Origin of the sequence: Nocardioides litoris (assembly GCF_006346315.1) — a bacterium.
In the GTDB taxonomy this organism is placed as follows: Bacteria; Actinomycetota; Actinomycetes; order Propionibacteriales; family Nocardioidaceae; genus Nocardioides; species Nocardioides litoris.
Genome location: NZ_VDMR01000006.1, coordinates 222190 through 239723, shown reverse-complemented (window position 1 = coordinate 239723; position 17534 = coordinate 222190). Strand labels below are relative to the sequence as shown.

Sequence of the window (17534 nt, the reverse complement as noted above, 5' to 3'; positions counted from 1 at the left end):
GGTGTGGTGGGCCAGGGGGGGGGTCAACGCCCGCCCGCCCCCCCGCATGCCGGGGGCGCCCGTCCGGTGGTGCAGGTGGAGCGGCAGTGCGTAGATCAGCGCGCAGTCGGGGCGACGTAGTCGCTCGAGTCGCCGGTGATCACCACGTAGAAGGCCTTGCGGGTGCCGAGCGAGCCCGTGGTGCCGGCGCCGGTGGTGACGGAGCCGTCGCTGAGCCGGGGGCTGACGACGAAGCTCGTCGCGTTCTGCGCACCCGCGGGGGCGCAGTTGGTCGGGATCGGGACGCCGGTGTTGCCGGTGAAGCTGCACCGGCTGACGCTGATCTCGCCGGAGAACTCGGCGTTCTGGTCCGCGCCGCCCGCGCGGCCGTTGGTGTTGCTGTTGCCGTCCTGGTCGACGGTGTTCTGCAGCACCACGGTCGCCACGATGGCGTTGTCGGAGAGCTCCTCGTTGGCGTTGAGGTAGACATTGCCGTTGGCGCGCAGCGAGTTGTCGGGCTGGCCCTCGGGCGCGGTGTTGGTCAACGTCGGGTAGCCCGCGACCAGCGTGAAGCCGCCCGACTGGGCCTGGATGGTGCCGTCGGGGCCGATGAGGGCCCACCGACCGGCGCCGGGCAGGCCCTGCGGCCCGCGCGGGCCGGCCGGGCCCTGCGCGCCGGTCTGGCCCTTCAGGCCCGCACGCGCGCCGTCGGTGAGGTCACGCTGCTGGATCGTGCCGTTCTTGATCTTGGCCGACGTCACGGCGTCGTTGCGGATGTCGGCGGTGCCGATCGTCGCGGCGGCGTACGACGTGCCGCCGAGGGCGACCACGAGCGCGGCGGTCGACATGATCATCGGGCCGCTCGGGCGGCGCAGGGAGGGACGCTTGAGAGGGAGCATGGCGGAGGTGAGCCCTTCGTCGGGGTGACGTGGCCCACGCCGGACCACGTGCCCTCCGTTCGACGCGGCTCCTCGACCGGATTGGCCGGTCTGGACATTTCCGTCGAAGAAAAACCAGAAGGGCCCGGACGCGGTGCGTCGGGCCCTGTGGTGGCAGGTGCTGGATTCGAACCAGCGTAGGCTGTGCCGGCTGATTTACAGTCAGCTCCCTTTGGCCGCTCGGGCAACCTGCCAGGGATGTGCCGGGCCGCGTTGGAGCGGCCGACGACGAGGCACGACAATAGCGCAGCCTTCCCTCGACGAGGGAATCGCACCCCGACCCCAGAGGAGACAGCCATGGCCGACTCGTCGTTCGACATCGTCAGCAAGATCGACCGCCAGGAGGTCGACAACGCCCTCGGGCAGACGGCCCGCGAGATCGCCACCCGCTTCGACTTCAAGGGCACCGGCGCCACGATCGAGTGGCAGGGCGAGCACGCGATCGAGATCACCGCCTCGGCCGACGACCGCGCCAGCGCGGTGCTCGACGTGTTCAAGGACAAGCTCATCAAGCGCAAGCAGAGCCTGAAGATCCTCGACGCCTCCGAGCCGCGCCCCTCGGGCCAGCAGTCCAAGATCGGCATCGCGCTCAAGGAGGGCATCACGAGCGACGACGCCAAGAAGATCAGCAAGCTGATCCGCGACGAGGGCCCCAAGGGCGTCAAGGCGCAGGTGCAGGGCGACGAGCTGCGGGTCTCGTCGAAGAAGCGCGACGACCTGCAGGCCGTCCAGCAGCTGGTGCGCGAGGCCGACTACGACTTCGCGGTCCAGTTCACCAACTACCGCTGACCCGCCCGAGCACCGTGCCCACGGCCCGGCCGAGCGCCCGCGTCGACATCGACGCACCCCTGGCCGTCTGCTGGCAGGTCGTGCTCGACACCGACGCGTACGCCGCGTGGAACCCCTTCGTGGTCCGGGCCGAGACCCCGCAGCCGCCGGCGGTGGGCAACCCGATCGTGCTGCACGTGCGGTGGGCCGGCGGCGGTCGCGCCCGCTCGCCGGAGCGCATCAGCGCGATCGAGCCGCCGACCACCGGGGCCGACGGCACCACCACGGCCCGGCTGTCCTACGTCTACGAGGGCCTGCCCGCCCGGCTGGGCCTGGTGCGCGGCACCCGGCACCAGCGGCTGACCCAGCGCGCCGGCGGACCGACCACCTACGACACCGTCGAGGAGCTCTCCGGGCCGCTGGTGCGCCTGGCCGGACCGGGCCGCGTCGCCGACGGGTTCCGACGCCACGCCGAGGCCCTCCGGGTCCGGGCCGAGTCCCTCGCCCCCTGACCCGCCGCCCCACCCGCCGTACGACGACGGCCGGGCCGCCCCTGCGAGGAGGACGACCCGGCCGGTCGGTGCGGCGGGTGGCCCGGTCAGCCGGCGACCGCGGTCTCCTTGACCGCGGTGCCGGCGACCGTGACGGCCCCCTTGGCGGCGTAGAGCCACACGCGGGAGCCCTCGTCGGCACCGAGCCCGCGCAGGTGGGTGCGGGTCATCGCGACCGTGACGTCGCCGCCGGCGGTGGCCACGGTGAGCTTGACCTCGAACCCGACCCGCAGGACGCGGGTGACGGTGCCCTCGACCGCGCCCGGGACCGGGGCGAGCTCGACCTCGATGTCGTGCGGTCGCACGATCCGGCCGTCGAGGGTGGTGACCTCGCCGAGGAAGCTCATGACGAAGTCGTTGGCCGGCTCGTCGTAGAGCTGCTCGGGCGAGCCGATCTGCTCGACGCGGCCCTCGTTGATGACCACGATCTCGTCGGCGACCTCGAGGGCCTCCTCCTGGTCGTGGGTCACGAACACCGTGGTCACGTGCACCTCGTCGTGCAGGCGGCGCAGCCAGTCGCGCAGCTCCTTGCGGACCTTGGCGTCGAGGGCACCGAAGGGCTCGTCGAGCAGCAGCACCGTCGGCTCGACGGCGAGGGCCCGGGCGAGCGCCATGCGCTGGCGCTGGCCGCCGGAGAGCTGGTTGGGCATCCGGTGGGCGAACTGCGAGAGGTGGACGAGGCCGAGGAGCTCCTCGACCCGCTGGGTGACCTCGTGCTTGGGCCGCTTGCGGATCTCCAGGCCGAACGCCACGTTCTTGGCGACCGACATGTGCTTGAAGACCGCGTAGTGCTGGAAGACGAAGCCGACGTTGCGCTTCTGCGGCGGGAGCGAGGTGGCGTCGGTGCCCTCGATCCGGATCGAGCCGGTGTCGGCGCTGTCGAGGCCCGCGATGATGCGCAGCAGCGTGGACTTGCCGCCGCCGGACGGGCCGAGGAGGGCCGTCAGCTGGCCGGTGGGGATGGAGACGTTGACGTCGTCGAGGGCGACGAAGTCGCCGAACCTCTTGGTCACGCCAGTGATGTCGATGCTCATGGGTGGTCCTTCACTTCTCGCTCGAGGGGCGGAGCACCGCGACGATCACGAGGCAGGCGATGCTGACGAGGACGAGGAGGAAGGCGATCGCGTACGCCTGGTCCTGGGCGAAGTTCTGGTACTTCTCCTCGACCATGAGGGTGGCCGTCTGGGTCTGGCCGCTGATGTTGTTGGAGACCACCTTGACCGCGCCGAACTCGCCGACCGAGCGCGCGGTGGCCAGCACGACGCCGTACACCACGGCCCACTTGATGCTGGGCAGGGTGATCCGCCAGAAGGTCTGCCGGGCGTTGGCCCCGAGGCTGCGGGCAGCCTGCTCCTGGTCGTCGCCGATCTCGGTCAGCACCGGCACGATCTCGCGGATGACCAGCGGCAAGGCGACGAAGGTCGTCGCCATCACCAGGCCCGGGGTGTGGAAGATGACGTCGACCCCGGCGTCGCTGAGCGACGGGCCGAACCAGCCGTCGCGGCTGTTGTAGACCAGCACCAGCGACAGGCCCACCACGACCGGGGACACCGAGAGCGGCAGGTCGATCAGCGCCGAGAGCGCCCGCTTGCCCGGGAACTCGTAGCGCACGAGCAGCAGCGAGATGGTGACCCCGAAGAGCAGGTTGATGACCACCGCGAGCAGCGCCACCCGGCCGGTGAGGGCCAGGGCGGACTGGACGTCGGGGTCGGCCAGCGTCTCGACCAGGTTGGAGACGCCACCCTCGAAGGTGCGGGTGGCCAGCAGGCCGGTCGGCCAGGCGACGAGGAAGAACACGTAGCCGACCGCGACCAGGCGCAGCGCCCACTTGGTGGGCGTGGAGACCTCAACCACGACGCGCCACCCGCCTCTGGACCAGGTCCAGCACCACGATGACGGCCAGGGCCACCGCGAGCAGGACCGAGGCCAGCGCGGCCGCGGAGGCGTAGCTGCCGTTCTCGATGAAGGACAGGATGCGCACCGAGGCCACCTCGGTCTCGAAGGGGCGGCTGCCGCTGAGCAGCACCAGCGAGCCGAACTCCGAGATCGCCCGCGCGAAGCTCAGCGTGGCGCCCGCGATGATCGCCGGGAACAGGCTGGGCAGGATGATCCGGCGGAAGATGGTGAAGCGGCTCGCGCCGAGGCTCGCCGCGGCCTCCTCCACGTCGGCGTCGAGCTCCTCGAGCACCGGTTGCACCGTGCGCACGATGAACGGCAGCGTGACGAAGGCGAAGGCCAGCAGCACCGAGTTGGGCGTGAACGCCCAGTCGAGGCCGATCGGGCTGTTGGGGCCGTAGAGCGCCAGCAGCACCAGCCCGGCCACGATCGTGGGCAGGGCGAAGGGCACGTCGATGATGACGTTGAGGATCGCCTTGCCCGGGAACCGGTCCCGGACCAGCACCCAGGCGATGATCGTGCCGGTCACGATGTTGAGCACCGTGACGATCGCCGCTGACCGCACGGTGAGGACCACCGCGGCCCACGTCTGCTCGTTCTGGAGGACGTTGACGTAGCTGTCCCAGCCGCCCGCGGCGGCGCGGGCCACGATGGCCGAGAGCGGGAGCAGCACCAGGAGGCTGAACCAGAGCATCGTGATGCCCAGGCCCAGCCCGGCGCCGCCCGTGAGCGTGTTGCGAGGGGTCGTCCGCTTCGCACGACCAGGCCGGCGTCCCTTCGGGGACGCCGGCCCGGTCGTGTCGATCGTCGCCCCGGAGAGCGCGCTCGACATCGGTCCTACTCCTCGCCGACCTGACCGGTCTGCTGCTGGATCTCGGTGATGATGCCGAGGGGGTTGCCCTCCTCGCCGTCGCCGAAGTACTCGTCAGCGGCCTCGCCCCAGCCGCCGAAGTTCTCGTCGATGGTGTAGAGCGTGCCGACGGCCGGGAACGGGTCGGCCGGGTCGTTGGCGCCCTCGACCTCGGGGACGTCGACGCCGTCGACGACCGGCCGGAACCCGAAGGAGGCGTAGTCGGCCTGGGCCTCGGGACCGGTGAGGAACTCGAGGAAGGCCTCCGCGGCCGGCTTCTTCGCACCCTCGACCGTCACGGCGGCGGGGTTCTCGATCAGCAGCGTGTCGTCCGGCACGACGTAGTCGATGTCGGCGCCGTTCTGCTTGGCCAGGATGGCCTCGTTCTCGTAGGAGAGGAGCACGTCGCCGCTGCCGTCGGTGAAGGCGGTGGTCGCCTCGCGGCCGCTGCCGGGCAGGGCGATGACGTTGTCGAGCAGCTGGGTGACGAAGTCGCGGCCGGCGGCCTCGTCGTCACCGCCCCCGGTGGCGTGGGCCCACGCGGCGAGGATGTTCCACCGCGCCGAGCCGGACGAGCCCGGGTTGGGGGTGATGATCTCGGTGCCCTCCTCCACCAGGTCGTCCCAGCCCTGGATGTCGTCGGGATTGCCCGGGCGGACCACGAACACGACGACGGAGGAGGTCGCGATGCCGTTGGTGGCGTTGTCCTTCCAGTCCTCGGCCACCAGGCCCTCGCCGACCAGGCGGGTCACGTCGGTCTCGAGCGAGTAGTGCACGACGTCGGCCTCGGAGCCGGCCACGACGGCGCGGCTCTGGTCGCCCGAGGCGCCGTACGACGGGGTGAACTCGACGTCCTGGCCCGCGTCCGTCCCCTGGAAGTCCTCGAAGATGCCCTCGTTGGCCGCCTCGAGGATCGAGAAGCCGCTCAGGGCGATCGACTCGCCCCCGCCCCCGCCCGAGTCGCCGCCACCGCAAGCACTCAAGGCCAGCACCCCGACAGCGCCCAGCGCCGCCGCGGCCTTGAAGTTCTTCTTCATCGTGTCTTCTCTCTCTGTCCTGCCACGCCCGAATCGTGACCTTGGGCTGTCAACTGGAGCAGAGTACTGGACTTTGTAGGGGAACTAGTCCATTCGTCCACGGCGTGGTGAGCATCACCTTCCAGGTGGCAGGACGGCCTGGGTCGGCGCGAGGCGCCGACTATCGTGGAGGACCGGGACGGACACGGCCCGGAGGCCATCTGGAACGTGTTCTAGTTCCGGGCGCGACCGCCGTACGATGAGCGGTCGAGCAGGCGTGCAAGCAGCGCGCCGCGCAGGCTCCTCGACGGGTCGACGACAGGTCGGCCGACGGTGACGAAGGTGGGACACGTGTCCAAGCAGGTCAAGCAGCTCGACCGGGTGATCATCCGGTTCGCGGGCGACTCCGGTGACGGCATGCAGCTCACGGGCGACCGCTTCACCCAGGAGTCGGCCGCCTTCGGCAACGACCTGGTGACCCTGCCCAACTTCCCGGCCGAGATCCGCGCCCCCCAGGGCACCATCCCCGGGGTCTCGTCGTTCCAGGTCCACTTCGCCGACCACGACATCCTCACCGCGGGGGACTCCCCCGACGTGCTGGTCGCGATGAACCCGGCCGCGCTGAAGGCCAACGTGGGCGACCTCGCGCCTGGCGCGGCGATCATCCTCGACACCCACGACTTCACCAAGCGCAACCTCGACAAGGCCGGGTACGACGTCAACCCGCTCGACACGCTGGGTGATGCAGGCGATCCGCTGGGGGCGTTCACCGTGCACCCGGTCGACCTGACCGGCATGACCGTCGAGGCGGTCAAGCAGTACGGCCTGTCCCGCAAGGACGCCGCGCGGGCCAAGAACATGTTCGCCCTCGGCCTGCTGTCGTGGATGTACGGCCGCCCCACCGAGGGCACCGAGGCCTTCTTGTCCCGCCGGTTCGCCAAGGTCCCCGACATCCGTGACGCCAACCTCACGGCGTTCAAGACCGGGTGGAACTACGGCGAGACCACCGAGACCTTCGTGGTCCAGTACGAGGTCAAGCCGGCCCAGATGCCGCCCGGCACCTACCGCAACATCACCGGCAACCTCGCCCTGGCCTACGGGCTCATCGCGGGCGGCGTGCGCTCGGGCCTCCCGGTCTTCCTCGGGTCCTACCCGATCACCCCGGCCTCCGACATCCTCCACGAGCTCAGCAAGCACAAGGCGTTCGGCGTCACCACCTTCCAGGCCGAGGACGAGATCGCCGGCGTCGGCTCGGCCATCGGCGCCTCCTTCGGCGGCGCGCTCGGCGTGACCACCACCTCCGGCCCCGGCATCGCGCTGAAGTCCGAGGCCATCGGCCTGGCCGTGATGACCGAGCTGCCGCTCGTCGTGGTCGACGTCCAGCGCGGCGGTCCCTCGACCGGCCTGCCCACCAAGACCGAGCAGGCCGACCTCATGCAGGCGATGTACGGCCGCAACGGCGAGGCCCCGGTCCCGATCGTGGCGCCCCAGTCGCCCGGTGACTGCTTCGCCGCCGCCGTCGAGGCCGTGCGCATCGCCGTCACCTACCGCACCCCGGTCATGCTGCTCTCCGACGGCTACCTCGCCAACGGGTCCGAGCCGTGGCGCATCCCCGACGTGGCCACCGGCTCCGACGACCTGCCGGTCATCGACCCGGCGTTCGCGACCGAGCCCAACCACGAGAAGGCCGACGGCTCGAAGGACTACTGGCCCTACCTGCGCGACGAGGAGACCCTCGCCCGCCCCTGGGCCGTGCCCGGCACCCCCGGCCTCGAGCACCGCATCGGCGGCCTCGAGAAGGGCGAGGGCCACGGCAACATCTCCTACGACCCCGCCAACCACGACCTGATGGTCCGCACCCGCCAGGCCAAGGTCGACCGGATCGCCGAGTCGCTGCCGCCGCTCGAGGTCGAGGACCCCTCCGGCCGCGCCAAGGTCCTCGTCATCGGCTGGGGCTCGACGTACGGCCCCATCGGCGCCGGCTGCCGCCGCGTCCGCAAGGCCGGGTACGACGTCGCCCAGGTGCACCTGCGCCACCTCAACCCGTTCCCGAAGGACCTCGGCGACATCCTCCGTCGCTACGACCGGGTGCTGGTGCCGGAGATGAACCTCGGCCAGCTCTCGACCCTGCTCCGCGCGACGTACCTCGTCGACGCCCAGGGCTACAACCAGGTCCGCGGCCTGCCGCTGAAGGCGGCCGAGCTCGCCGAGGCCATCGGTCACCTCGTGGCCGAGGCCGAGGGCATCGACGTCGACCTGACCGTCCCCACCGACAGCCCCACCGACAGCCCCACCGACACCTCCACCACCACGGGAGCCACCTCATGACCGCCGACCTCGGCATGCCCGACCTGCGCACCGGCGTCGAGTCGGTGCCCACCCTCGCGGAGGGCGCGGCACCGCAGACGGCCAAGGAGTTCTCCTCCGACCAGGAGGTCCGCTGGTGCCCCGGGTGCGGCGACTACGCCGTGCTCAAGGCCGTGCAGTCCTTCCTGCCCGACCTCGGCCTGCGCCGCGAGAACATCACCTTCATCTCCGGCATCGGGTGCTCCTCCCGGTTCCCCTACTACCTCGACACCTACGGCATGCACTCGATCCACGGCCGGGCGCCGTCGATCGCGACCGGCCTGGCCACGGCGCGCGAGGACCTGTCGGTGTGGGTCGTCACCGGTGACGGCGACGCGCTGTCGATCGGCGGCAACCACCTGATCCACGCCCTGCGCCGCAACGTCAACATGACGATCCTGCTGTTCAACAACCGGATCTACGGCCTGACCAAGGGCCAGTACTCCCCCACCTCCGAGGCCGGCAAGATCACCAAGTCGACCCCGATGGGCTCGGTCGACCACCCCTTCAACCCCGTGTCGCTCGCCCTGGGCGCGGAGGCGACGTTCGTGGCCCGCACCATCGACTCCGACCGCAAGCACCTCACCGCGGTGCTCTCCGCGGCCGCCGCCCACCGCGGCACCTCGCTGGTCGAGATCTACCAGAACTGCCCCATCTTCAACGACGGCGCCTTCGACGCCATCAAGGGCAACGACACCAAGGCCGAGGCCATCATCCCGCTCGTGCACGGCGAGCCGATCCGCTTCGGCAACCCCGGCCCCGACAGCACTGACGGCCAGGGCGTCAAGGGCGTCGTCCGCGACACCGCCACCGGCGGCGTCAAGGTCGTCGACGTGGCCGACGTCGGCGTCGACGCGCTGCTCGTCCACGACGCGCACGCCGAGGACCCCTCGACCGCGTTCGCGATCTCCCGGCTGACCGCCAACGACTACCTCCACCAGGCGCCCATCGGCATCTTCCGCCAGGTCGTCCGGTCGACCTACGACGACCAGGCCCGCGCCCAGATCGACGCCGCCCAGCGCGCGGTCGACGGTGACCCCACCGACCGCCTCGCAGCCCTCGTCAACGGCGGCGACACCTGGACCGTGGTCTGACGGGGTCTGGGACATCCGGGCCACCCCGGCACCCCGGCACCCCGGCACCCCCGGCACGCAGAAGGGCCCCCGCCTCGCGGCGGGGGCCCTTCTCGCGTCTGCTGAGGAGCTGGGGTCAGCGGCTCAGTAGGGGATCTTGCACTCCTGGGTGGGGCGCTTGCGGCAGGTCAGCCAGGCGTTGCTCAGGGCGCTGCCGACCTTGGCCCGCCAGACCCAGCCGCGCAGGCGGTTGGGGGCGTCGATGACGACCTCGTAGCGGCCGTTCTTCAGGGCCTTCTTGCGGTAGAACTTGAAGTTGCAGGTCTTGGTGGCCTTGTTGCACTTGGTGGCGCGCTGGATCTTGACCGGGCCGACGCCCAGCGGGCTGACCGCGCCCTTGATGACCAGGACGCGCGGGCCGTTGGGCCGCACGCGCTTCTTGACGACCTTGGCGGTCACGGTCGTGGCCAGGCGGGCGTCGGTGCGGCCGGAGACCGAGCCGAGGTCGGCCCGGTCGGCGCCGGAGACCGCGGCACCGCGAGCGACCGACGCCTGGGCGCCGGCGGGGGCGAGGCCGAGCGAGGCCGCGAGGGCCAGCGCCAGCAGCGCGATGAGGGGACGGGCGGAACGCATGTGGAGTCCTCCGGGGAGTGGGTTCGTGGGGTGAGACCCGGGCCTCCTGCCCTCCGGCCGGCTCGGGCAAACCAGACTCTATGTTGAGGTCGTGCAGGAGGGGCGAAGGGGTCTGGCGCTGGGCGTCGCGGCGTACGCGATGTGGGGTGCGTTCCCGCTCTACTGGCCGCTGCTCGAGCCCGGCGGCGCCCTGGAGATCCTCGCCCACCGCGTCGTGTGGTCGCTGCTGACCATGGGCGTGCTGGTGGTGGCGCTCGGCCGCACCGGCCACCTGCGCGCCATCGTCGCCGACCGCCGCGTGCGGCTGCTGCTCCTGGTGGCCGCGGTGACGATCACCAGCAACTGGACGACCTACATCTACGGCGTCAACAGCGGCCGTGTCGTGGAGACCTCGCTCGGGTACTTCGTCAACCCGCTCGTGACCGTGCTCATGGGGGTCCTCGTGCTGCGCGAGCGGCTCCGGCCCTGGCAGTGGGCCGCGATGGGCATCGGGTTCACGGCCGTGTGCGTGCTGACCCTCGACTACGGGCGGCCGCCGTGGATCGCGATCATCCTGGCCTTCTCCTTCGGCACCTACGGGCTGGCCAAGAAGTCCGCCGACGTCGGCGCGGTGGAGAGCCTGGCCTTCGAGACGGCCGTGATCGCGCCGTTCGCGCTCGTCTACCTCGTCGTGCTGCAGGCCTCGGGCGACGGGCACCTGACCGGCGAGGGGGCCGGGCACGTGCTGCTGCTCATGAGCGCCGGCCTGGTCACCGCCGTGCCGCTCATCTGCTTCGGCGCCGCCGCGACCCGCGTCTCGATGGTCTCGCTCGGCCTGCTGCAGTACCTCGCGCCGACCATCCAGTTCGTGCTCGGCCTGCTCGTCTTCGACGAGGCCATGAGCCCGGGCCGCTGGGTCGGGTTCGCGCTGGTCTGGCTGGCGCTGGTCGTCTTCACCTCCGAGGCGCTGCGCCACCGTCGCCGGCAGCTCGCGCTGGCCGCCGAGGCCACCACCGCCGCCTGACCTCCGCGCCCGACTCCTGGCACGGAACTCCCACTGGTGGTGGGGAATTGCCTACAAGAAGTGGCAGATTCTCCGGTTAACCGGAGATTTTCCCACCGGCGTCGGCTCGGTGACCCGGCCGGCGACTCCTGGCCCGGAACTCCCACTCCTGGGGAACTTCCCGTCAGGAGTGGCAGATCCTCCAGTTGACCGGAGATTCTGCCGCCGGCGAGCCGCCTCAGCTGGAGCGGACGGCGACGAGGTCGGCGAAGTCCTCGAGGGCGGAGCGGACCGAACCCTCGGGCAGGGCCGTGAGCAGCGCCTTGGCCTCCTGCGCCTGCGCGACGACGTAGGAGCGGGCCTGGTCGAGGGCGGGGTGCTTGCGCAGCAGCGCCAGCGCCTCGGCGTGCCGCGCGTCGTCGCTGAGGTCGGAGCCCAGCAGCTCGAGCAGCCGGGCGTCGGCGGGGTCGGTGGAGGCCTGCGCCATCAGCACCGGCAGCGTCGGCACGCCCTCGCGCAGGTCGGTGCCGGGGGTCTTGCCCGACTCCTCGCTGTCGGAGGCGACGTCGAGGATGTCGTCGGAGAGCTGGAACGCAGACCCGACGATCTCGCCGTACGCCGTGAGCGCCTCCTCGACCTCGCGGCCGGCGCCGGCGAAGCGGGCGCCGTAGCGCGCGGAGGTGGCGATGAGCGAGCCGGTCTTGCCGGCGACCACGTCGAGGTAGTGCTGCAGGGGGTCACCCTCGGGCTCGACGCCCTCGAGGATTTGGCCCTCGACGAGACGGGTGAAGGTGGCGGCCTGGATGCCCACCGCCTCGGCGCCGAGCAGCGCGGTGAGCTCGGAGGACTTCGCGAACAGCCAGTCGCCGGTGAGGATCGCGACGTGGTTGTCGTAGCGGGAGTTGGCCGAGGCCTCCCCGCGCCGCAGCGCGGCCTCGTCCATGACGTCGTCGTGGTAGAGCGATCCGACGTGGGTGATCTCGACGACGCACGCCGCGGTCAGCACGTCCTCGTGCCCGGGGTCGGGGCCGGCCTCGGCGGCCAGCAGCACCAGCAGCGGCCGGAAGCGCTTGCCCCCGGCTGCCAGCAGGTGCCGCGCCGCCTCGGTGACGTACGGCGACGGGCTCGACGCGTGCTCGTAGAGGGCCTGCTCGACGAGGGCCATCCGCTGGCGCAGCCGGTCGGCGAGGGCCTCGTCGTCGATCGGCAGAGCCAGGTCGGTGCTCACCTGACGAAGTCTCCCACCTGCATGGCGAGGTCGAGCACGGGCCCGGGCACGATGCCGAGTACGAGGGTGGCGATCGCGCACACCGCGATGGTGACCGAGGTCAGCGGCGAGGGGACGGTCACCGAGGCGACCTCGGGCACGCCGTCACGGCCGGGCTCGGGGTCGGTGAAGAACATGAGCCGGATGTAGCGGACGTAGAAGTAGACCGCGATGATGCTCGACGCGATCGCCACCGCGACGACCGGCCAGGCGCCGGACGCGCCGGCCACGGTGAACACCGCCCACTTGCCGACGAAGCCCGAGGTGAGCGGGATGCCGGCCATCGAGAACAGGAAGAAGGAGAACACGAGCGCGGTCAGCGGCGAGCGCTTGCCGAGCCCGACCCAGCGCGCGAAGGCCGAGGCCTCCCCGTTGGCGTCGCGGACCGTGCTCACGACCGCGAAGGCGCCGACGGTCGCGAAGCCGTAGGTCGTGAGGTAGAACAGCACGGCCTGCAGCGAGGTGACCTCGCCGTCGGCGAGCGCCGAGGGCGACTGGACGCCGAGCATGCCGGTGAGCAGGAAGCCGGTGTGGGCCACCGAGGAGTAGGCCAGCATCCGCTTGATGTCGCTCTGCACGCAGGCCAGCACCGAGCCGACCAGCATGGTCAGGATGGCGATGGCCCACATCATCGGCTGCCAGTTCCAGCGGTCGGCCCCGAAGGCGACGTAGAACAACCGCAGCAGCGCGCCGAACGCCGCGACCTTGGTCGCGGCCGACATGAACGCCGTGACCGCGGTCGGCGCACCCTGGTAGACGTCGGGCGTCCAGGCCTGGAACGGCACCGCGCCGACCTTGAACAGCAGCCCGACCGCCAGCATGGCGATGCCGAGCAGCAGCAGGGCGCGGTCGTCGGAGCCGTTGGAGACGGCGTCGTGGATGACGTCGAGGTCCATCGAGCCGGCGTAGCCGTAGACCAGCGCGACGCCGTACAGGAAGAAGCCGGAGGAGAACGCGCCCAGCAGGAAGTACTTCAGCGCCGCCTCCTGGCTCAGCAGGCGCCGACGTCGGGCCAGGCCGCAGAGCAGGTACAGCGGGAGCGAGAGCACCTCGAGGGCGATGAACATGGTGAGCAGGTCGCCCGAGGCCGGGAAGAGCATCATGCCGCCGACGGCGAACATGAGCAGCGGGTAGACCTCGGTGTGGGCGAGGCCCCGGGTCGAGGCCTCGCGCTCGCCCTCCGACCCGGGCAGGGTCGCGGCAGCACCGGCGAACACGGGGACGCCCGCCTCGAGCTTGCGCTCGGAGAACAGCGCGACACCCGCGGCGGAGAAGACCAGCACCAGGCCCCAGAGGTAGACCGTGGGGCCGTCGACGACGACCGAGCCCTCGGCACCGACCAGGCCGCGGCCGGCGCCGCTCTCGGCCAGGTCGAGGCCGACCAGGACGGTGGCGACACCGGCGCCGACCACGCCGACGGCCGCGACGGAGGTCTGCAGGACGTGCCGCAGGGGGCGGGGCGCGAAGGCCTCGATGAGCACACCGATGACCGCGGCGCCGAAGACGACGAAGAGCGGTGAGAGCTCGGCGTACTCGATGACGGGGCTGACGTAGTCCATCTCGCTACCTCACTCGCCGCTCTCGGCCCCGGTGGCCGGGACCTTCGGGGCATCGTCCTGGACGCCGACCTGCGCGAGCAGGTCACGGGCGTAGGGGTTGCTCAGGTCGAGCAGGGGCTGGGGGTAGAAGCCGAAGAACACCAGCGCCACCATCAGCGGGGCCACGGCGAGCACCTCGCGGCGGCTCGCGTCGGGCACGACCGTGGTCGTGGCTGCGGTGGCGGTGGCCGTCGCGGTGGCCGTCGTGGTGGCGGACTGGCCGTGGCCGGCCGGGGTGGCGCCGTGGGCGTCGCCCTCGGCGTCACCCGCGTCGTGGCCGTGACCGGCGGCGTCGTGGGCCGCGGGGTCGGCCCCGCCACCGGTGAAGATGCGCTGGTACATCCACAGCACGTAGATGGCCGCCAGCACGATGCCGACCACGGCGGTGCCGCCGACCCACCAGGCGTAGTCGAACGCCGCCAGCAGGACCAGGAACTCCGAGACGAACGGGCTCAGGCCCGGCAGGCCCAGCGTGGCGAGGCCGGCGACCAGCGTCAGGCCGGCCAGCACCGGGACGGTCTTCTCCAGCCCGCCCATCTCGGAGATGAGCGCGGTGCCCCGCCGGTGGACGAGGTAGCCGACGGTCAGGAAGAGCGCGGCCGTGCCGATGCCGTGGTTGACCATGTAGAGGATGGCGCCGGAGTGGCCCTGGGTGCTGAAGACGAAGATGCCGAGCACGATGAAGCCGAAGTGGCTCAGCGAGGTGAGGCCGACCAGGCGCAGCGCGTCGTCCTGGGCGATGGCCACGAGCGCGCCGTAGATGATCGAGATGAGCGCGAGGGTGACCACGACCGGCGTCGCCCACTGCGAGGCCTCGGGGAAGAGGCCGAGGCAGAAGCGCAGCATGCCGAAGGTGCCGATCTTGTCGAGCACGCAGACCAGCATCACGCTCGTGCCGGGGGTGGCCTTCTCGGTGGTGTCGGCCAGCCAGGTGTGCACCGGGAACAGCGGCGCCTTGATCGCGAAGGCGATGAAGAAGCCGAGGAACAGCCAGCGACCGGTGCCCTCGGAGAAGTCGAGCTGCTGGAGGTCGGAGAGCAGGTAGGACGGCGTGCCCTGGTCCGCCGAGACGACGTACAGGCCGATGACCGAGAACAGCAGCACGAGGCCGCCGGCCAGCTGGAACATCAGGAACTTCACCGCGGCCGCGCCGCGCCCGTCGCGGCCGAAGCCGCCGACGAGGTAGAAGGCCGGGATCAAGGTGGCCTCGAAGACGACGTAGAAGAAGAACACGTCGGTCGCGCAGAACACGGCCAGGGACAGCGCCTCGAGGGCGAGCATCCAGGCGTAGTAGGACCGTGGGGCCTCGTCGCCCTCGTGCCAGCCGGCGATCATGACGATCGGCGTGAGCACGACGGTGAGCAGCACCATGAGGATGCCGAGGCCGTCGACACCGACGGCGTAGTTGACGCCGAACGCCGGGATCCACTCGACCTGCTCCTGCAGCTGCATGCCGCCGCCGGTCTCGAACTGGGTCAGGGCGGCGATGCCGAGGCCGAGGGTGCCGGCGGAGAAGCCGAGGCCGACCGCGCGCGCGGACGCCGCCGGGAGGAACGGGATGACCAGGGCCCCGACGAGGGGCACCAGGATGAGGACAGTCAGCATCTCAGTGAGTCACCTTCCGTGCCGACCGGGCCACCCGCGGCGGGGTCCCCGCGGCGTTGTCCGTCGGAGGAGCGAAGCGGGGGAGGCGGGGAACGTCGTGGGGTGCCACTAGAGGTTCACCGCCAGCATGGCGAGGGCGACGACGACGACGCCTCCGAGGATGGACAGGGCGTAGGAGCGCACGTAGCCGGTCTGGACGCGGCGGAGCACCGTGCCGATGCCCTTGACCGCGGCACCACCGCCCATGAACGTGCCGTCGGCACCGGAGCGGTCGAAGACGAACAGCCCGGCGACCAGGCGGCGGCCGGGACCGACCACGAGGCCCTCGTTGATCTCGTTGCCGTACAGCTCGTTGCGGGCCGCGCGGGTGGCGAAGGAGACGTCGGTCGGGGCGACGGCCGGGACCTCGCGGCGCTGGTAGAGCACGACCGCGACCGCGACGCCGATGACCACGATGACCAGGGTGGTGGCGGTGATGGCCCAGATCGGCAGCGGCAGCTCGGGGTGGGCCTCGGGGCCCACGACCGGCTCGAGCCAGTGCAGGATCCAGTTGCCCAGCAGCAGGATGCCGCCGGCGGCGGAGAGCACGGCCAGGGCGATGAGCGGGAAGGTCATCACCGCGGGCGACTCGTGCGGGTGGACGTCCTTCTGCCAGCGCTTCTGCGAGAAGAAGGTCATCAGGAGCAGGCGCGTCATGTAGAACGCCGTCACGCCGGCGCCGACCAGCGCGCACGCCCCGACCAGCAGGCTGTGGCCGAGCGCGACCTCGATGATCTTGTCCTTGGACCAGAAGCCCGCGAACGGCGGGATGCCGATGATCGCGAGGTAGCCCACCAGGAAGGTGCCGAAGGTGATCGGCATGGCCTTGCGGAGCAGGCCGTAGTGCCGCATGTCGACGTCGTCGTCCATGCCGTGCATCACCGAGCCGGCCCCGAGGAACATGTTGGCCTTGAAGAAGCCGTGGGTCAGCAGGTGGAAGATCGCGAACGCGTACCCGGCGGTGCCGAGCCCGGCGCCGAGCATCATGTAGCCGATCTGGCTCATGGTCGACCCGGCGAGGGCCTTCTTGATGTCGTCCTTGGCGCACCCGATGACCGCACCCCACAGGATGCTGATCACCGCGACGACGATGACGACGGTCTGGGCGTCGGGGGCGCGCTCGAAGACGAAGTTGGACCGGACGATGAGGTAGACGCCGGCGGTGACCATGGTGGCGGCGTGGATGAGGGCCGAGACCGGGGTCGGGCCCTCCATCGCGTCGAGCAGCCAGGCCTGGAGCGGGAACTGCGCCGACTTGCCGCAGGCGCCGACGAGCAGCAGCAGGCCGAAGGCGGTCATGTAGCCCTCGCTGGCCCCGCCGGCCTGCGCGCTGATCTCGCGGAAGCTGGTCGAGTGGAACAGCGTGAAGGCCAGGAAGATCGCGGCCGCCATGCCCATGTCACCGACACGGTTGATGACGAACGCCTTCTTGGCCGCCGCGGCCGCGGACGGCTTGTGCTGCCAGAAGCCGATCAGCAGGTACGACGCGAGGCCGACGCCCTCCCAGCCCAGGAACAGGCCGAGGTAGTTCTCGCTGAGGACGAGCATCAGCATCGCGGCCACGAAGAGGTTGAGGTAGCCGAAGAACCGCCGGCGCCTCGGGTCGTGGCTCATGTAGCCGATCGAGTAGATGTGGATCAGCGACCCGACGCCCGTGATCAGCAGCAGGAACAGCGCCGAGAGCGGGTCGTAGAGGAAGTCCATGCCCACGTCGAGCGAGCCGACGTTGATCCAGTCGTACAGCTCCTGGACGACCTGCCGCTCCTCCTCCCCGCGGTCCATCAGCTGCAGGAACATCAGCACGCTGATGACGAACGAGCCGATCGGCATGGCGGTGCCGAGCAGGTGGCCCCAGCGGTCGGTGAACCGGCCGCCCAGGAGCAGCACGGCGGCGCCGGCCAGCGGCAGGGCGATGACGAGCCACACGAGGGAGAAGATCCCGTCGGCGCTGCCGGGGTCGACGACCGGGATCTCGGTCGCAGCCTCCATCAGG

Annotated in this window: 15 protein-coding genes and 1 tRNA gene; 5 read left to right on the top strand and 11 right to left on the bottom strand. The window is 71.0% G+C overall.

Annotation, left to right across the window (positions count from 1 at the left end):
- Window positions 1–95: 95 nt before the first annotated feature.
- Together FJQ57_RS17760 and FJQ57_RS17755 are read right to left on the bottom strand one after the other, a co-directional pair.
- Window positions 96–878, bottom strand: a complete 783-nt coding sequence (locus FJQ57_RS17760) for a hypothetical protein (protein WP_139982867.1) — start codon at window positions 876–878, stop codon at window positions 96–98.
- A 148-nt stretch (window positions 879–1026) separates the two neighbouring features.
- Window positions 1027–1111 (bottom strand) — tRNA-Tyr (locus FJQ57_RS17755).
- A 103-nt stretch (window positions 1112–1214) separates the two neighbouring features.
- Between FJQ57_RS17755 and FJQ57_RS17750 the strand changes: the two genes are divergently transcribed.
- Together FJQ57_RS17750 and FJQ57_RS17745 are read left to right on the top strand one after the other, a co-directional pair.
- Complete coding sequence (locus tag FJQ57_RS17750; protein ID WP_139982865.1) at window positions 1215–1706, top strand: YajQ family cyclic di-GMP-binding protein; 492 nt, start codon at window positions 1215–1217, stop codon at window positions 1704–1706.
- Between the two features lie 14 nt (window positions 1707–1720).
- A complete protein-coding gene (locus FJQ57_RS17745; protein ID WP_139982863.1) occupies window positions 1721–2197 on the top strand; it encodes an SRPBCC domain-containing protein in 477 nt (158 codons plus the stop codon).
- Between the two features lie 86 nt (window positions 2198–2283).
- Here the strand turns inward: FJQ57_RS17745 and FJQ57_RS17740 are convergent, their stop codons facing one another.
- From FJQ57_RS17740 to FJQ57_RS17725, 4 genes are read right to left on the bottom strand one after another with little or no spacing between them, the layout of a single operon-like run.
- Window positions 2284–3270, bottom strand: a complete 987-nt coding sequence (locus tag FJQ57_RS17740) for a sulfate/molybdate ABC transporter ATP-binding protein (protein ID WP_139982862.1) — start codon at window positions 3268–3270, stop codon at window positions 2284–2286.
- Window positions 3271–3280: 10 nt separating this feature from the next.
- Window positions 3281–4090: a sulfate ABC transporter permease gene (locus tag FJQ57_RS17735; RefSeq protein WP_139982860.1), complete on the bottom strand. Its 810-nt coding sequence runs from the start codon at window positions 4088–4090 to the stop codon at window positions 3281–3283.
- The gene (gene cysT, locus FJQ57_RS17730) at window positions 4083–4964 is read right to left on the bottom strand and encodes a sulfate ABC transporter permease subunit CysT (RefSeq protein WP_139982858.1); all 882 of its coding nucleotides are present in this window, start codon (window positions 4962–4964) and stop codon (window positions 4083–4085) included. Before cysT ends, FJQ57_RS17735 begins: the two co-directional genes overlap by 8 nt.
- A 5-nt stretch (window positions 4965–4969) precedes the next feature.
- Window positions 4970–6019 carry a sulfate ABC transporter substrate-binding protein gene (locus FJQ57_RS17725; RefSeq protein ID WP_139982856.1) on the bottom strand — a complete coding sequence of 350 codons (1050 nt, stop codon included), beginning with the start codon at window positions 6017–6019 and terminating at the stop codon, window positions 4970–4972.
- 330 nt (window positions 6020–6349) lie between these two features.
- Between FJQ57_RS17725 and FJQ57_RS17720 the strand changes: the two genes are divergently transcribed.
- Window positions 6350–8326 carry a 2-oxoacid:acceptor oxidoreductase subunit alpha gene (locus FJQ57_RS17720; RefSeq protein ID WP_139982854.1) on the top strand — a complete coding sequence of 659 codons (1977 nt, stop codon included), beginning with the start codon at window positions 6350–6352 and terminating at the stop codon, window positions 8324–8326.
- The gene (locus FJQ57_RS17715; protein ID WP_139982852.1) at window positions 8323–9438 is read left to right on the top strand and encodes a 2-oxoacid:ferredoxin oxidoreductase subunit beta; all 1116 of its coding nucleotides are present in this window, start codon (window positions 8323–8325) and stop codon (window positions 9436–9438) included. Before FJQ57_RS17720 ends, FJQ57_RS17715 begins: the two co-directional genes overlap by 4 nt.
- A 123-nt stretch (window positions 9439–9561) precedes the next feature.
- Here FJQ57_RS17715 and FJQ57_RS22665 read toward each other — a convergent pair whose 3' ends face one another.
- Complete coding sequence (locus tag FJQ57_RS22665; RefSeq protein ID WP_170219478.1) at window positions 9562–10050, bottom strand: hypothetical protein; 489 nt, start codon at window positions 10048–10050, stop codon at window positions 9562–9564.
- Between the two features lie 91 nt (window positions 10051–10141).
- On the opposite strand from FJQ57_RS22665, the gene rarD reads away from it, so the two are divergent.
- Window positions 10142–11053 carry an EamA family transporter RarD gene (rarD, locus tag FJQ57_RS17700; RefSeq protein ID WP_211349067.1) on the top strand — a complete coding sequence of 304 codons (912 nt, stop codon included), beginning with the start codon at window positions 10142–10144 and terminating at the stop codon, window positions 11051–11053.
- Between the two features lie 217 nt (window positions 11054–11270).
- On the opposite strand, the gene FJQ57_RS17695 is transcribed toward rarD, so the two are convergent.
- The 4 genes from FJQ57_RS17695 to nuoL form a co-directional block, all read right to left on the bottom strand.
- Window positions 11271–12197, bottom strand: coding sequence for a polyprenyl synthetase family protein (locus tag FJQ57_RS17695; protein ID WP_139982923.1), 927 nt, complete (start codon window positions 12195–12197; stop codon window positions 11271–11273).
- A gap of 59 nt (window positions 12198–12256) precedes the next feature.
- A complete protein-coding gene (gene nuoN / locus FJQ57_RS17690; RefSeq protein ID WP_139982847.1) occupies window positions 12257–13858 on the bottom strand; it encodes an NADH-quinone oxidoreductase subunit NuoN in 1602 nt (533 codons plus the stop codon).
- A gap of 9 nt (window positions 13859–13867) precedes the next feature.
- Window positions 13868–15502, bottom strand: coding sequence for an NADH-quinone oxidoreductase subunit M (locus FJQ57_RS17685; RefSeq protein WP_139982845.1), 1635 nt, complete (start codon window positions 15500–15502; stop codon window positions 13868–13870).
- A gap of 108 nt (window positions 15503–15610) precedes the next feature.
- On the bottom strand, window positions 15611–17530 hold the full coding sequence (gene nuoL, locus FJQ57_RS17680; RefSeq protein ID WP_139982843.1) for an NADH-quinone oxidoreductase subunit L: 1920 nt from the start codon (window positions 17528–17530) through the stop codon (window positions 15611–15613).
- Window positions 17531–17534 lie beyond the last annotated feature (4 nt).

What these genes read in the sequence shown, in the direction of transcription:
- cysT (WP_139982858.1), bottom strand. Translation starts at nt 4,964, where the DNA reads ATGTCGAGCGCGCTCTCCGGGGCGACGATCGACACGACCGGGCCGGCG.
- nuoL (WP_139982843.1), bottom strand. Translation starts at nt 17,530, where the DNA reads ATGGAGGCTGCGACCGAGATCCCGGTCGTCGACCCCGGCAGCGCCGAC.
- FJQ57_RS17725 (WP_139982856.1), bottom strand. Translation starts at nt 6,019, where the DNA reads ATGAAGAAGAACTTCAAGGCCGCGGCGGCGCTGGGCGCTGTCGGGGTG.
- FJQ57_RS17760 (WP_139982867.1), bottom strand. Translation starts at nt 878, where the DNA reads ATGCTCCCTCTCAAGCGTCCCTCCCTGCGCCGCCCGAGCGGCCCGATG.
- nuoN (WP_139982847.1), bottom strand. Translation starts at nt 13,858, where the DNA reads ATGGACTACGTCAGCCCCGTCATCGAGTACGCCGAGCTCTCACCGCTC.
- FJQ57_RS17750 (WP_139982865.1), top strand. Translation starts at nt 1,215, where the DNA reads ATGGCCGACTCGTCGTTCGACATCGTCAGCAAGATCGACCGCCAGGAG.
- FJQ57_RS17685 (WP_139982845.1), bottom strand. Translation starts at nt 15,502, where the DNA reads ATGCTGACTGTCCTCATCCTGGTGCCCCTCGTCGGGGCCCTGGTCATC.
- FJQ57_RS22665 (WP_170219478.1), bottom strand. Translation starts at nt 10,050, where the DNA reads ATGCGTTCCGCCCGTCCCCTCATCGCGCTGCTGGCGCTGGCCCTCGCG.
- FJQ57_RS17695 (WP_139982923.1), bottom strand. Translation starts at nt 12,197, where the DNA reads ATGGCCCTCGTCGAGCAGGCCCTCTACGAGCACGCGTCGAGCCCGTCG.
- FJQ57_RS17715 (WP_139982852.1), top strand. Translation starts at nt 8,323, where the DNA reads ATGACCGCCGACCTCGGCATGCCCGACCTGCGCACCGGCGTCGAGTCG.
- FJQ57_RS17740 (WP_139982862.1), bottom strand. Translation starts at nt 3,270, where the DNA reads ATGAGCATCGACATCACTGGCGTGACCAAGAGGTTCGGCGACTTCGTC.